The sequence below is a fragment of the Rhizobium sp. SL86 genome (genome assembly GCF_026672545.1).
Lineage (GTDB): Bacteria > Pseudomonadota > Alphaproteobacteria > Rhizobiales > Rhizobiaceae > Neorhizobium.
Genome location: NZ_JAPPRJ010000009.1, coordinates 469,596 through 483,175 on the forward strand (window position 1 = coordinate 469,596; position 13,580 = coordinate 483,175).

The following is a 13,580-nucleotide window of genomic DNA, read 5'->3' on the forward strand; positions in this document are numbered from 1 at the left end:
GTTGCGAATGCGCAATGTCCTACCGCACCGCACGCCTTATGCAACGGCAGCGGGGGTCAATTTCAATTTCTTACAGTAACCGACAGAACGTTACCGTTCCGCTTTCTTGGATGCTTTGAGGGCAAGCGCCCGCTCGCGCACCACCTTGGCCCGCTCCGGCTTCACCTCCTGGCGCGCCCGGCCGAAAGCCAATGCGTCATCGGGAACGTTTTCGGTAATGACGCTGCCGGAGGCGATATAGGCGCCATCGCCAATCGAGACGGGCGCCACCAGTGCCGAATTCGAACCGATGAAGGCGTTTTCGCCGATCCGCGTCTCGTGTTTGTTCACGCCGTCATAGTTGCAGGTGATGGTGCCGGCGCCGATATTGGTGCCCGCGCCGACAAAGGCATCGCCGATATAGGTCAGATGGTTGACCTTGGCGCCGGCGCCAATCTCGGCCTTTTTCACCTCGCAGAAATTGCCAACCTTGGCACCTTCGCCAAGATTAGCCCCCGGACGCAGCCGCGCGAACGGTCCAACCGTCGCGCCTTCCGCCACATGCGCGCCTTCCAGATGCGAAAAGGCGTGGATGACAGCGCCCGTTTCGACCGTTACGCCGGGACCGAAGACGACGTTCGGCTCGATCAGCACGTCGGGTGCCAGCACCGTGTCATGCGCGAGGAAAACCGTCTCCGGTGCGATCATCGAGACGCCCGACAGCATCAGCTCGTGCCGGCGACGCGTCTGCCAGCTCGCCTCAAGGGCCGCCAGTTCGGCGCGCGTGTTGCAGCCGGCAAGCTCCGCTTCGGGCGCATCGATGGCCACGACCCGGCCGCCCTCGGCCCGGGCGATCTCGACGATGTCGGTCAGGTAGAACTCGCCCTTTGCGTTTTTATTGTCGATCTTTTCCAGCCAGGAGAGCGCCCGGGCGCCGTTGATCACCATCAGGCCGCTGTTGCACCAGGTGACCTTGCGCTCCTCCTCCGTCGCATCCTTTTCTTCGCGGATCGCGACGAGTTCGCCGTCCTTGACCAGCAGGCGCCCATAACCAAAGGGATTGGCAGCGTGGAAGCCGATCACGACCACATCGGCGTCCTCCGCCAGTTTGGCGCGTGCCGCAAGAAAGGTCTCCGGTCGCACCAGCGGCACGTCGCCATAGGTGACGAGCACATCGTCATAACCCTTGGCAATCGCCTCGCGCGCCGTCAGCACCGCATGGCCTGTACCTCGTCGTTCGGTCTGCAGCACGGCAGACACCACCATGTCCGCAATTGACCCGGCCTTTGTCACCTGCTCCGCATCACGGCCAACAACAAGCACCGCATCGCGCATGCCGGCCGCACGCACCGCATCGCGCATGCCGGCCGCACGCACCGCCGTCATCACATGCGCGATCATCGGCAGCCCGGCGATCGGGTGCAGCACCTTCGACATCGAGGATTTCATCCGGGTGCTGTCGCCGGCGGCAAGGATCACGGCAAGGCAGGTTCGGGTCATGGGATCTCCCTCAAATCAATCGAGCGCTTCTTATCAGCAGTCATGCGCTTTCGCCAACGGCGAACAGCATGTGACGCAAACGCAGAAGGCGCCCGAAGGCGCCTTCCATTTCCTGTTTCTCGGACGAAGCGCTTATTGCGGCAGCTTGTCGTCCACGCCTTCGACGTAGAAGTTCATGCCGAGCAGCGTGCCGTCATCGGCCTTTTCGCCGGCCTTCAGCCAGGCCGAACCGTCCTGCTTGTTGATCGGACCGGTGAAGGGATGCAGTTCGCCGGACTTGATCTTGGCTTCCGTCTCTTCCGCCATCGCCTTCACGTCATCCGGCATGTTGGTGTAGGGCGCCATGGTCAGGATGCCGTCCTTCAGGCCGTCCCAGACCTGTTCGGACTTCCAGGTGCCGTCGAGCAGGGCCTTGGTACGCTTGATGTAATAGGCGCCCCAGGTATCGACGATTGCCGTCAGCTGCGTCTTCGGGCCGGCGGCGATCATGTCGGAGGCCTGGCCGAAGGCGAGAATGCCGCGTTCGGCAGCGACCTGCATCGGCGCGGTCGTGTCGGTGTGCTGCGTCAGGATATCAACGCCCTGGTCGATCAGCGCCTTGGCGGCATCGGCTTCCTTGCCCGGGTCGAACCAGGTATTGGCCCAGACGACCTTCAGCTTGAAGTTCGGGTTGACCGACTTCGCGCCGAGTTCGAACGCGTTGATGCCCATGACGACTTCCGGGATCGGGAAGGAGGCGATGTAACCGGCCAGCCCCTTCTTCGACATCTTCGCGGCGATCTGGCCCTGGATGTAACGGCCTTCATAGAAACGCGAATTGTAAGTGGCGAGGTTTTCGGCCGCCTTGAAGCCGGTGGCATGCTCGAACTTCACCTTCGGGAATTTCTGCGCAACCTTCACCGTCGCATCCATGAAACCGAAGGAGGTGGTGAAGATCATCGCGCAGCCGGAACGGGCCATACGCTCGATGGCACGTTCGGCATCCGGGCCTTCCGGCACACTTTCCAGATACGGCGTCTCGATCTTGTCGCCGAGCGCCTTCTGCAGTTCCTGCCGGCCGAGGTCGTGTGCCTGCGTCCAGCCGCCGTCGGTCTTCGTGCCGACATAAACGAAGCAGACCTTGGTTTTTTCCTGGGCCTGGGCGCCGCTGACGAAGCCGCTGAGGGCGGCGGCCGTTGCGGCCAGTGCGATGATGAGCTTCTTCATATTCAACCTCTGTTTGGCTTGAAGCTGCGAATGGGGCGGCCGCGTCAGCGATCCGGAACGAAGGGTTTCCCCAGACATGCCGGCGTATTGATGAGCGTCGTGCGGCGATTATGCGAAATGATGATGAGAACGACAATAGTGACGGCGTAAGGCAACATCGACAGGAACTGCGAGGGAATGCCCACGCCAAATGCCTGCGCGTGCAACTGCAGTATGCCGACCGCGCCAAAAATATAACCGCCGATCAGCACCCGCAGCGGACGCCAGGAGGCAAACACCACCAGCGCCAGCGCGATCCAGCCGCGGCCGGCGGTCATGTTTTCCACCCATTGCGGTGTGTAGACGAGCGAGAGCTGCGCGCCGGCCAGACCGGCGCAGGCACCGCCGAACATCACTGCGAGATAACGGGTGCGGATGACGTTGATGCCCAGCGCATGTGCCGAACCGTGGCTGTCGCCGATCGCGCGCAGCTTCAGCCCCGTCCGGCTGCGGAACAGGAACCAGTTCACGCCGATCACAAGCGCGATCGACAGATAGAAGGTGATGTCCTGGCGAAACAACAGCGGGCCAATAAACGGAATATCCGAGAGAACCGGAAAGACGATCGGCGACAGTTTTACGCCCGGAATGCCGACAAAACTTTCGCCCAATTGGCCGGACAGGCCGAGGCCGAGAAGCGTCAGCGCCAGACCCGTCGCCACCTGGTTGGTGACGAGCGTCAGTGTCAGGAAACCGAAAAGAAGCGAAAACAGCGCGCCGCCGAGAATACCAGCCAGCACGCCGAACAGAGGCACGCCGGTGAGGTAAGAGCCGGCAAAAGCGCAGACGGCGCCCATGATCATCATGCCCTCGACGCCGAGGTTGAGGACGCCGGCCCGTTCGGTCACCAGTTCGCCGATGGCGGCGATGACGAGCGGCGTCGCGGCGGTGATGATGGTCAGAAGAATGGCTTCGATCATGATCAGGACCTCGCCGCCGGGGCACGGCCCGCACCGAAGATGACGCGCACGCGGTAAAGGATCAGCGTGTCGCAGGACAGCACGAAAAACAACAGCAACCCCTGGAAAACGCGCGTCACCTTGTCCGAAACGCCGATGGAAAGTTGCGCCGCTTCACCGCCGAGATAGGTCAGCGCCAGCACGAAACCCGAGGCGATGATGCCGAGCGGATTGAGGCGGCCGAGAAAGGCGACGATGATGGCGGTAAAGCCGTAACCCGGCGAAATGCTCGGCTGCAGGTGGCCGATCGAGCCCGAGACTTCCGAAATGCCGGCAAGCCCGGCAAGCGCGCCGGACAGCATCATCGAGAACCAGACCATGCGGCGACCGGAAAAACCGGCAAACCGCCCTGCCCGTTCCGAGCGTCCGAGCACGCTGACTTCAAACCCCTTCAGCATGAAGCGCATCATGAACCAGATGGCCACCGCCGCAACGAGTGCAAAGACGATGCCCCAATGCGCGCGGCCGGACGACAGGATCTCCGGCAGCACTGCCTCAGTCGAAAAACTGATCGATTGCGGGAAATTGAACCCCTTCGGATCACGCCAGAGGCCGCGTACCAGCCAGTCGAGAAACAGCTGGGCGATATAGACCAGCATCAGGCTGACGAGGATCTCGTTGGTGTTGAAACGCGTCTTCAGAAGCGCCGGGATCGCGGCAAACACCGCACCGCCGATGGCGCCCATGATCAGCATCAGCGGCAGCACCAGCACGGAATGCCATTGCGGCACGAGGATCGGCAGGATCGAGCCGGTGATCGCGCCGATGGTGAACTGCCCCTCGGCGCCGATATTCCAGTTGTTCGACCGGTAACAGACGGCGAGCCCCACCGCGATCAGGATCAGCGGTGCCGCCTTGATCGCCAGTTCGTGCAGCGACCAGACTTCCAGCAGCGGTTCGATGAAGAAGCTGTAGAGCGCATGCCCCGGATTTTTGCCGAGCATCCAGAACATGATGGCGCCGAAGATCAGCGTCAGCGCCAGCGCCAGAAGCGGGGAGACGATCGCAAACAGGCCGGAGGCCCCGGCGCGGCGTTCGAGCTCAATGCGCATGGACGCCTCCCGCGTGAGGGGCTGTCGGAGAACCGGCATGACCGGTCGAATCGTGGATGCCGCCCATCAAAAGGCCGATCCTTTCCAGCGTCAGTTCGGCGGCCGGATAGGGTTTCGACAATCTGCCCTCCGAGATGACGGCGATGTTGGTGGCCACTTCGAAAATCTCGTCGAGATCCTGGCTGATCACGATGACCGCCGAACCGGCACGCGCGAGATCGATCAGCGACTGGCGGATGCGGCTTGCGGCCCCCGCATCGACGCCCCAGGTCGGCTGGTTGACGACGAGAACGGAGGGCTGGCGATCAAGTTCGCGGCCAATGATGAATTTCTGCAGATTGCCGCCCGACAATGATCCTGCTGCCGGATCCTCGCCGCTCTTGCGCACATCCATCACCTGACAGATGCGCTTGGCGGCAGAGCGGATCACATCGTGGCGGATGATCGCGGCAAACCCGCCGGTCAGGAAGGCCGCGCGGTCCGACTGGCTGCGCGACAAAAGCAGATTGTCCGACAATGACATGTCGGAGACGGCCGCATGGCCGTGCCGTTCTTCCGGCACGAAACCGGCACCGAGCAGCCGGCGTCCGTTGATGCCGGTACGCCCAACGGGTTTGCCCCGCAGGCGGATCGCTTCGGCGTCGGCGACGGGATATTCGCCGGACAGCGCGTCGAACAGTTCTCCCTGTCCGTTGCCGGCCACACCGGCAATCGCCATCACTTCGCCGGCGCGGACCTGAAGGCCGATCTCGCGCAGGGTGACGGCAAAGGGTGTACGGGCGGGCACCGACAGGTTCACGACATCGATCAGAACATCGCCGAGGTTTGCCGCAGCCTCGCGATGAACGGAGGCGACATCCGACCCCACCATCATGCGGGCCAACGATGCCGGTGTCTCGCCTTTCGGGTCACAGGCGCCCGTCACCTTGCCATGGCGCAGAACGGTCGCCCGATCGCAGATGCGCTGAACCTCTTCCAGGCGGTGACTGATATAAAGAACCGAACGTCCTTCCGAACGAAGCTTGAACAGCGTCTCGAACAGCTTGTCGGCCTCCTGCGGCGTCAAGACCGAAGTCGGTTCGTCGAGAATGATCAGCTTGGGGTTCTGCAGCAGCGCCCGGACGATCTCGATGCGCTGGCGCTCGCCGACGGACAGATCCGCCACATGCGCGTTCGGATCAAGCGGCAGGCCATAGGCTTTCGAGAGCGAGGCAGCTTCTTCGGCGATCTTGGCGAGCGGGATTTTGGGATCCATCGAGAGCGCGATATTTTCGGCAACCGTCAGCGCCTCGAACAGAGAAAAGTGCTGGAACACCATACCGATGCCGAGCTGGCGCGCCTCGCCGGGCGAGCCAATCGAGACGGGGCGCCCGTCCCACAGGATGCGGCCCTCGCTCGGCTGAAGAACGCCGAACAGCATTTTCACCAGCGTGGATTTTCCGGCCCCATTCTCGCCCAGCAAAGCGTGAATCTCACCCGGCTGGATGGCAAGGTCGATCCCGCTGCAGGCGGCAAACGTGCCGAAATATTTGGTCAGCCCCTGAATCTTGAGAAGCGAACCCGTGGCAGGAGCCTCGACGTCAGTCACACATATCCCCTCATTCTCCCCGCACCCACCTTCTTTTGAGGCTTTCGGCTGCGATATGTCCCATAACACAGCACCGGCGCGGATCCCGATTGATACCCGTTTTGTTGCCGTGCACAACAAATAAGTCGAGCCGTGGAGAGAGTTTAACGGCTTTTTCCGAGATTGGGGAAGAGTTGCAGGATACCGCCGATGCAAAAGAGATAGATGCCGGTGATCACGACGCCCCACACCAGCCAGGTCGGGGAATCGAAATGCAGCAGCAAGGAATAACCGGAGAGCGCACACCACAGGAAAAAGATGCCGAGATTGAGGCCACGCAACCGCTTAACCCGCACCGGATGCAGGAAATGGATCGGCAGGAAGGTCATGAAGACGGCAGCCGTGACCACGATCAGCGCCGTCGTTTCGCTTGCCTTGATGACGAAGAGCGTCAGGATCAGCATGTTCCAGACGACGGGGAAGCCGGAAAAGAAATACTCATCCGTCTTCATGCCCGTATCGGCATAATAAATGGCACTGGAGACAACAATCATGCCGGCGGCAACAAAGGACCAGGTCTCACCGATCATGCCGCTCTGATAGAGCGCAAAGGCGGGCAGAAGCACATAGGTCACGTAGTCGATGATGTTGTCGAGCGTATCACCGGACCAGTTGGGCAAAACTTCCTTGACGCGCACCTTGCGGGCGATCGGTCCATCGATTCCGTCGATCAGAAGCGCAAGCCCGAGCCACCACCACATGTCGACAAACCGGTGTTCGGCGGCTGCGACCACACCGAGAAAGGCGAGGAAGGAACCGGACGCCGTCAGCACATGCACGGAAAATGCCCTGATTTCGGCATAGGGCACTTTGCGGTAGTTGAAGATTCGCCTGATCACGCCCTGCTCCGAAATCCGTGTTGCAAGGGAGGATATGCGGCCAATCGGCGCGCTTTGCAACCATTCCCCATCGCTTGATCAACAGCCCATGGATTACGGCGGCAAGTTTGCCTACATAGACCTCCAATCAGAACCGACAGAGAAGAACGGATCATGCAGGACATCGAGATTGCCGTCGTGGGTGAAGGTCTGGCCGGCTCCATCGCCGCACTCGCCCTGGCCCGGGCCGGACGCAAGGTCGCCGTCGTCGCACCGAAGGTCGACCGCAAGGATGAACGCACCACGGCCCTGATGGACCAGTCGATCCGCTTCGTCGATTCGCTCGGTATCTGGGATGAGATCGCCGCCGAATCCGCCGCGCTCTCGACCATGCAGATTCTCGACGGGACAAAACGCCTGTTTCGCGCGCCGCCGGCACAGTTCCGGGCTGCCGATGTCGGCCTTTATGCCTTCGGTTACAACATTCCAAACAAGGTGCTGCTATCCGTCCTGGCAAATGCGCTTGCCGATGAACCGAATATCAGCCGCATAAACGCCAGCCTTGCCCAGATCGACCTGTCCGGCGATGCCGTGACACTGACGCTGTCGACGGGCGAGACCGTCACGGCGAAAGCCGTCATCGGCGCGGATGGGCGTGGTTCGAAGGTGCGCGAGGGTGCCGGCATCGGCACACGCCGCTGGTCCTATCCGCAGACGGCCGTTGTGCTGAATTTTGCACATGAACAGCCCCATAACAACGTCTCCACCGAGTTCCACACCGAGACCGGGCCGGCCACGCAGGTTCCGCTTCCCGGCAACCGCTCCAGCCTCGTCTGGGTCGTGCGTCCGGAAGAGGCCTCGCGGCTTCTCTCCCTCGACAATAGCGCCCTGTCGCTGGCGGTCGAAGAGCGCGTCCAGTCGATGCTCGGCAAGGTGACGGTCGAGCCCGGCGCCGAATCCTGGCCGCTTTCCAGCCTGATGGCCGAACGTTTCGGCAAGGGACGCGTGGCGCTTATCGGCGAGGCAGCACACGCCTTTCCGCCGATCGGCGCGCAGGGCCTCAATCTGTCGCTGCGCGACGTGATGGAACTGGTCGATTTGCTGAAGACAAGCGGCGACAGCCCGATCGGCGCCGATTTCGGCGACCGTTTCAACCGCAAGCGCCGGCCGGACATCATGACCCGCACCTTCGGTGTGGATCTCCTCAACCGCTCGCTGCTCTCGGATTTCCTGCCCATGCAGGTGGCACGCGCCGCGGGCCTGCATCTGTTGACCGCGGTCGGCCCCTTGCGCAACGTCCTGATGCGCGAAGGCATCGAGCCTGGCCGCAGCCTCAAGGATCTGGCCGAGACCTTACGGCATCCCTTCAGCCGGAAGCAGGCCGGCTGAGATCAGGTAAAGCACCACCGGCAGCGTCAGGATCGACAGCACCGTGGTGATCAGCACCGTGGCGGAGGCCCGTTCCTGCCACACGCCGTAATGCTGGCTGATGACGAAGACATTCGTCGCGGTCGGAAGTGCGGCAAGCAGCACCGCCGAATACATCCAGATCGGTTCGATGCCGCCGACGGCACTGAGCGCCCCGTACATGACGGCCGGCAACAGCACGAGCTTGGCCAGAGCGATGTAACCGATCTCGACCGGCACACGTTTCAGCGGCCGAAGCGCGAGTGTCACACCCATCGCAAACAGTGCGCAGGGCGCTGCTGCCTGCGCCAGATAATCGACCAGCCGGGACGCGGCGTCGGGTAACTGAAAATCAAGCGCCGCCACTGCAAAACCTGCCGCCGTCGACAGGATGAACGGGTGCAAAACGACCCGTTTGACGACATCGGCTGCGAGAGTGAGCGGCGGCCGCTTGTCGCCACCGGCAAGCGCCATCATCGCCGGTGCCGTGATGAAATGCAGGGCGTTTTCGAAACAGACGATCAGCGCCACCGGCACCGCCGCCTGGTCGCCGAGCGCGAGCAACGCAAGGCCCGGCCCCATATAACCGATATTGCCATAGGCGCCGCCGAAGGCCTGGATCGTGCAGTCGCCAAAGCTGGCGCGCCGGATGACGAAGCCGACAAGGAAGACCAGCGCGTAGACCGCATAGGTCGCCGCAAGTTGCGTCAGGATAAAATCGACGCGCGTGAGATCCTCGATGGGCGTGCGCGACACCAGTTTGAAGAACAAAGCCGGCAGGGCCGCATAGACGATAAAGATGTTCATCCAGCCCAGCGCTTCCGCCCCCTGCCGGGAGACCCTGGCGGCGACATGTCCGATCAGGATCAGGCCGAAGAAGGGAAAAAGAAGCGCGAGAATGGCTGCCATGATATTCCTCCGCTCCCGCACCGGTTGCGGCGGGGCGTCGTGTGCTGGCTTAACCGATTTGCATCAGGATTGGAAAGGTCTGCTGGAACCAGATCGCCATGTCGCTGACGAAACCAAAGATGAAGGCAAGGCCGGTGGCGACCAGAAGCCCGCCCATGATCTTTTCCACGGTGCCGAGATGCCGGCGGAAACGCGACAGGAACCGCATGAAGGCGCCGGAAAACGCTGCGGCGATCCAGAAAGGAACGGCAAGCCCCAGCGAATAGATGGCCAGCAGGATCGCCCCGTCTCCCACCGTCTCGCGCGAGGCGGCAATGCCGAGTATGGCGCCCAGCACCGGACCGATGCACGGGGTCCAGCCGAAGGCGAAAGCCAGGCCCATCACATAGGCGCCGGAGATCGTCGCCGGTTTTCCGCCCGACTGGAAACGCGCCTCCCGCGACAGAAAGCCGATGCGGAAGAGGCCAAGAAAATTCAGCCCCATGATGATGATGATCAGCCCACCGATCTTGGAGAGAAGATCCATGTGCTGGCGCAACAACACGCCGATCGAGGTGGCGCCAGCCCCAAGCGCCACGAAGACGGTGGCAAAACCCAGCGTGAAGAACAGTGACGAGAACATCACCGCCCGCCGTGCCGTGACGGTCTCTACCCGCGCCTCACCCCGGAACTGATCGACGGAAATGCCGGCCATATAGCAGAGATAAGGTGGCACCAGAGGCAGCACGCAGGGCGACAGAAACGACAGCGCTCCGGCCAGAAGCGCACTCAGCAGGGAAATTTCGGCAATCGACAAGGTCTGCTCCGCATCACGTTCGCCCCCTCATACGGTCACACGGCACGGCCTGCCAATCACCTTTTGCTGTAGAGGACAGAGGCATGATGCCGCGCAACGCCCGCCGCCGGCACTCAAACATCTCTGCGGCCCCGCCACCAGAGCAGAAACAGAAGCCCGCAGCAGACCACCGCCACCGGCCAGAAATCCGTCATCTGATCAAAGGACCAGCGCCACAAGGCATAGGCGTCAATCTGCGGCGGCGGCATGGCGACGCTCACCTCGTAGTCCCGTTTTTCACGGCCGTGGAAATGGCCGATCGCAAAAACGAGACCGAGCGCCAGCGCCGGGCGCGTCGCAACCCAGGGCCGAAAGAGAAGGGCAACCACAAGGGCGATGGCCAGCGCCTCGACAATATGGCCGGCCCAGTCCCACTCCGCCTGGATATAACTCCAGTCGATCATCACCGGTCTCTCCGTTCCCGTGACGTCAACCCGCAGAGGCCGGCCTTCGTCGCTCCGTCAGTAACCCGGCACCGGCAACGGCGCCTTCGGATTGGCGCGGAACCAGTCGACATCCCGCTGCGCCTGATCGACATCATACTGGCGGTCGGAGATTTCCCGCTGGGCACGGCGGATGTCGCGGTCGAGATCGTCGATCTCGTTGCGGATATTGCGTCGCTGGTTGTCGTCCTTCGCCTCTTTCAGGGCGCGATAACGCTCATCCATGCGGCTTTCCTTCGAGCTGATCTCGCCCCGCAACGAATCAAGCCGCGACCGCGCGTCGTGAAGCTTGCGGCCGAGACCGTAACCGCGCAGAAAACCCTCGCTCGTCTGCGGTGGGCAGACGCTGTAATAGGTGTCGCCTGCCTCGCCGCGCGCCAAACCGTTGAGCGGCGTGCAATAGCGCTGCAGGCCCACCTGATATCCTTCGTTCCATTTGGTCTGGTCCGGTACGATCTTGACGCGGGCACAGGATTCGACATGCGCGCCGAACCGATCCTGCGGGCTGTAACCCGCCGCGCCATCAGCATCACCAATCACCCGCCAGTCGGCGGCCATGCATTCCTCTTTCGACATGGAATGGCACGAGGCGAGAATCAGGAGCCCGAAAAGCCCCACGCAGAAAACAACCAGACGCATCATGAAAACCCCCGAAGTCACGTAGCGTCAGGGTTATAGTAAATAGTTTCTGAATACGCCATGAAGCGTAAGGGCAAACGCCCAACGGAAATGTGGAAAGGCCGGTACGAAGGTCGATTTATCGGGGAGAAAGTGGTGAGAGCGCAGGGATTCGAACCCTGGACCTACTGATTAAAAGTCAGTTGCTCTACCGGCTGAGCTACGCTCTCACGCAACGGAGCAAATCAGCCCCGCCGAAAGTGCGCGGAACATATTCGTGGTGTTTCCCGCGGTCAACCCGCGAGAAACAAAAAACTGCCGGTTTTGTCCACAGGCGCTGTTCGCGCGGATCCTGTTTGGACGGACCCCTAAACTCAGTGGGTCGCCTTGCCGCCCTCTTCCTCTTCGAAGCTCACCGCATCCGCACCCTTTGCCGAAAGGCGCACACGGTTTGCCTCGATGTCGGCAACAAGCGAAAGCGGGATGAAATGGTGGTGCCCCTCATGCGCACCTTCGCCGCTATCCGTCTTGGTCAGCTTGATGCGCCCGCCTTCGACGCGGTCGACGGTGCCGACATGTGCACCATCCGCACCGATGACTTCCTGATGTTCCCGAATCTGGTTCTGGTCGATCATGACACTCTCCTTTTGTCAGTCTCCAACAAGAACGATCGGACAGAGCAAAAGATGCGGAGGCGGTGAAGAAAAGCGCAAGGGGCGGTGTGTGGTCGGGCCAGCCAAACACCTTACCGTTTTTTCATTTGGAGAGCGGCAATGAACATGCCATTTGCACTCCACACACCAGAGCGCGCATTTTGCCGCCAGGGCGCCCGCTTGGGCCGCCTCGTTCAACTCATGATTACGGGTGACGCTTTGAACCAACAGACTGGGGAACCGGGCCAACACAAGCCGCAGACGGCACCCGACCTTGCCGCCATTCTGGCATCCTCGCGCGGCAAGCGCCGGCGCTCGCGCTGGTTCGTGTGGCCGCTGACCCTCGCCATCCTGGCAGGCGGCGGTGCAGGCGCCTATTTCTACCTCAACCAGGATGGCCCGGCCTTCACCTACACGACGCAACCCGTCAAGCGCGGCGACCTTTCCGTCATCGTCACGGCCACCGGGTCGCTGGAGCCGACAGACCAGGTCGACATTTCGAGCGAGTTGTCGGGAACGGTGCGTAAGGTCAACGTCACCTATAACAGCCCGGTCAAGGCCGGCGAGGTGCTCGCCGAACTCGACACGAACAAACTGCAGGCGGATGTGCAGAGCGCCCGCGCCAAACTTGCCTCCGCCAAGGCGAACGTTGTGAAGGCCGATGCCGAACTGAACTCGGCGCGCATCAAGCTCGAACGGCTGAGATCGCTCGTCGACAAGAGCATTTCCAGCCAGCAGGACCTCGACACGGCGCAATACGCCTATGATTCGGCGGTCGCGACGAAGGAAATGAACGAAAGCTCGGTTCTCTCCTCCGAAGCCGACCTGAGGCTCGCAGAAGTCAACCTGGCCAAGGCAAAGATCGTCTCGCCGATCGATGGCGTTGTACTGACCCGGGATGTCGATCCCGGCCAGACGGTGGCCTCGTCGCTTTCCGCGCCGGTGCTTTTCACCATTGCCGGCGACCTGAAGCGTATGGAACTGCAGGTCTCCGTCGACGAAGCGGATGTCGGCCAGGTGCGGGAAAACCAGCCGGCCACCTTTACCGTCGACGCCTATTCGGAACGCACCTTCCCTGCCCGCATCAAGACGGTCCGTTTCGCTTCGGAAACGGTCTCGAACGTCGTGACCTACAAGGCGATCCTGTCGGTCGACAACGAGGATCTGCTCCTGCGTCCAGGCATGACGGCCACGGCCGACATCACCGTGCAGGCGGTCAAGGACACGCTGCTGGTGCCGAACGGCGCCCTTCGCTATTCACCGCCGGCCACCACACAGCGCAGCAGCGGCAGCATGCTGAGCCGGCTCTTTTCGCCGCCGCGTCCGCCCGGCGGTTCCCGAAACCGGCAGCAGGATCAGGACCAGAGCAGCCAGACCAGACGGCCGGTCTTCGTGCTGACCGACGGACAGCCACGCCGCGTCATGGTGGAAACCGGCGCCACGGACGGTCAGTTCACCATCGTCAAATCGGGTGACATACAGGAAGGGGATGCGCTCATCACATCCGCTTCCACCCGTTCGAACTGAGGAGCTGC

Annotated in this window: 13 protein-coding genes and 1 tRNA gene; 2 read left to right on the forward strand and 12 right to left on the reverse strand. The window is 62.0% G+C overall.

The window, feature by feature from the left end:
• Nucleotides 1-90 precede the first annotated feature (90 nt).
• From glmU to pcsA, 6 genes are all read right to left on the reverse strand, one after another.
• Entirely contained in the window at nt 91-1,479 is a 1,389-nt protein-coding gene (gene glmU, locus OU993_RS25540) for a bifunctional UDP-N-acetylglucosamine diphosphorylase/glucosamine-1-phosphate N-acetyltransferase GlmU (protein ID WP_268161730.1), read from the reverse strand.
• Nucleotides 1,480-1,611: 132 nt separating this feature from the next.
• Nucleotides 1,612-2,685 carry a BMP family ABC transporter substrate-binding protein gene (locus OU993_RS25545; protein ID WP_268161731.1) on the reverse strand — a complete coding sequence of 358 codons (1,074 nt, stop codon included), beginning with the start codon at nt 2,683-2,685 and terminating at the stop codon, nt 1,612-1,614.
• Nucleotides 2,686-2,729: 44 nt separating this feature from the next.
• Nucleotides 2,730-3,650, reverse strand: a complete 921-nt coding sequence (locus tag OU993_RS25550) for an ABC transporter permease (protein ID WP_268162532.1) — start codon at nt 3,648-3,650, stop codon at nt 2,730-2,732.
• On the reverse strand, nt 3,647-4,735 hold the full coding sequence (locus OU993_RS25555) for an ABC transporter permease (protein ID WP_268161732.1): 1,089 nt from the start codon (nt 4,733-4,735) through the stop codon (nt 3,647-3,649). The genes OU993_RS25550 and OU993_RS25555 overlap by 4 nt, the downstream gene beginning before the upstream one ends.
• Nucleotides 4,725-6,323 (reverse strand): ABC transporter ATP-binding protein, encoded by a 1,599-nt coding sequence (locus OU993_RS25560; RefSeq protein WP_268161733.1) that lies wholly within the window; start codon nt 6,321-6,323, stop codon nt 4,725-4,727. The genes OU993_RS25555 and OU993_RS25560 overlap by 11 nt, the downstream gene beginning before the upstream one ends.
• 143 nt (nt 6,324-6,466) lie before the next feature.
• Nucleotides 6,467-7,201 (reverse strand): phosphatidylcholine synthase, encoded by a 735-nt coding sequence (pcsA, locus tag OU993_RS25565; RefSeq protein WP_268161734.1) that lies wholly within the window; start codon nt 7,199-7,201, stop codon nt 6,467-6,469.
• A 153-nt stretch (nt 7,202-7,354) separates the two neighbouring features.
• On the opposite strand from pcsA, the gene OU993_RS25570 reads away from it, so the two are divergent.
• Nucleotides 7,355-8,569 carry a UbiH/UbiF family hydroxylase gene (locus OU993_RS25570; RefSeq protein ID WP_268161735.1) on the forward strand — a complete coding sequence of 405 codons (1,215 nt, stop codon included), beginning with the start codon at nt 7,355-7,357 and terminating at the stop codon, nt 8,567-8,569.
• Here OU993_RS25570 and OU993_RS25575 read toward each other — a convergent pair.
• The 6 genes from OU993_RS25575 to OU993_RS25600 form a co-directional block, all read right to left on the reverse strand.
• Nucleotides 8,534-9,496, reverse strand: coding sequence for an AEC family transporter (locus OU993_RS25575; RefSeq protein ID WP_268161736.1), 963 nt, complete (start codon nt 9,494-9,496; stop codon nt 8,534-8,536). The genes OU993_RS25570 and OU993_RS25575 overlap by 36 nt on opposite strands.
• A gap of 49 nt (nt 9,497-9,545) precedes the next feature.
• Nucleotides 9,546-10,292: a cytochrome c biogenesis CcdA family protein gene (locus OU993_RS25580; protein WP_268161737.1), complete on the reverse strand. Its 747-nt coding sequence runs from the start codon at nt 10,290-10,292 to the stop codon at nt 9,546-9,548.
• Between the two features lie 113 nt (nt 10,293-10,405).
• Complete coding sequence (locus OU993_RS25585) at nt 10,406-10,738, reverse strand: hypothetical protein (protein WP_268161738.1); 333 nt, start codon at nt 10,736-10,738, stop codon at nt 10,406-10,408.
• A 54-nt stretch (nt 10,739-10,792) separates the two neighbouring features.
• Nucleotides 10,793-11,416, reverse strand: coding sequence for a DUF2799 domain-containing protein (locus OU993_RS25590; protein WP_268161739.1), 624 nt, complete (start codon nt 11,414-11,416; stop codon nt 10,793-10,795).
• Between the two features lie 130 nt (nt 11,417-11,546).
• A tRNA-Lys gene (locus OU993_RS25595) sits at nt 11,547-11,622 on the reverse strand.
• A gap of 144 nt (nt 11,623-11,766) precedes the next feature.
• Nucleotides 11,767-12,027 (reverse strand): DUF2171 domain-containing protein, encoded by a 261-nt coding sequence (locus OU993_RS25600; RefSeq protein ID WP_268161740.1) that lies wholly within the window; start codon nt 12,025-12,027, stop codon nt 11,767-11,769.
• Between the two features lie 237 nt (nt 12,028-12,264).
• Between OU993_RS25600 and OU993_RS25605 the strand changes: the two genes are divergently transcribed.
• Nucleotides 12,265-13,572, forward strand: coding sequence for an efflux RND transporter periplasmic adaptor subunit (locus OU993_RS25605; protein ID WP_268161741.1), 1,308 nt, complete (start codon nt 12,265-12,267; stop codon nt 13,570-13,572).
• Nucleotides 13,573-13,580: the final 8 nt, after the last annotated feature.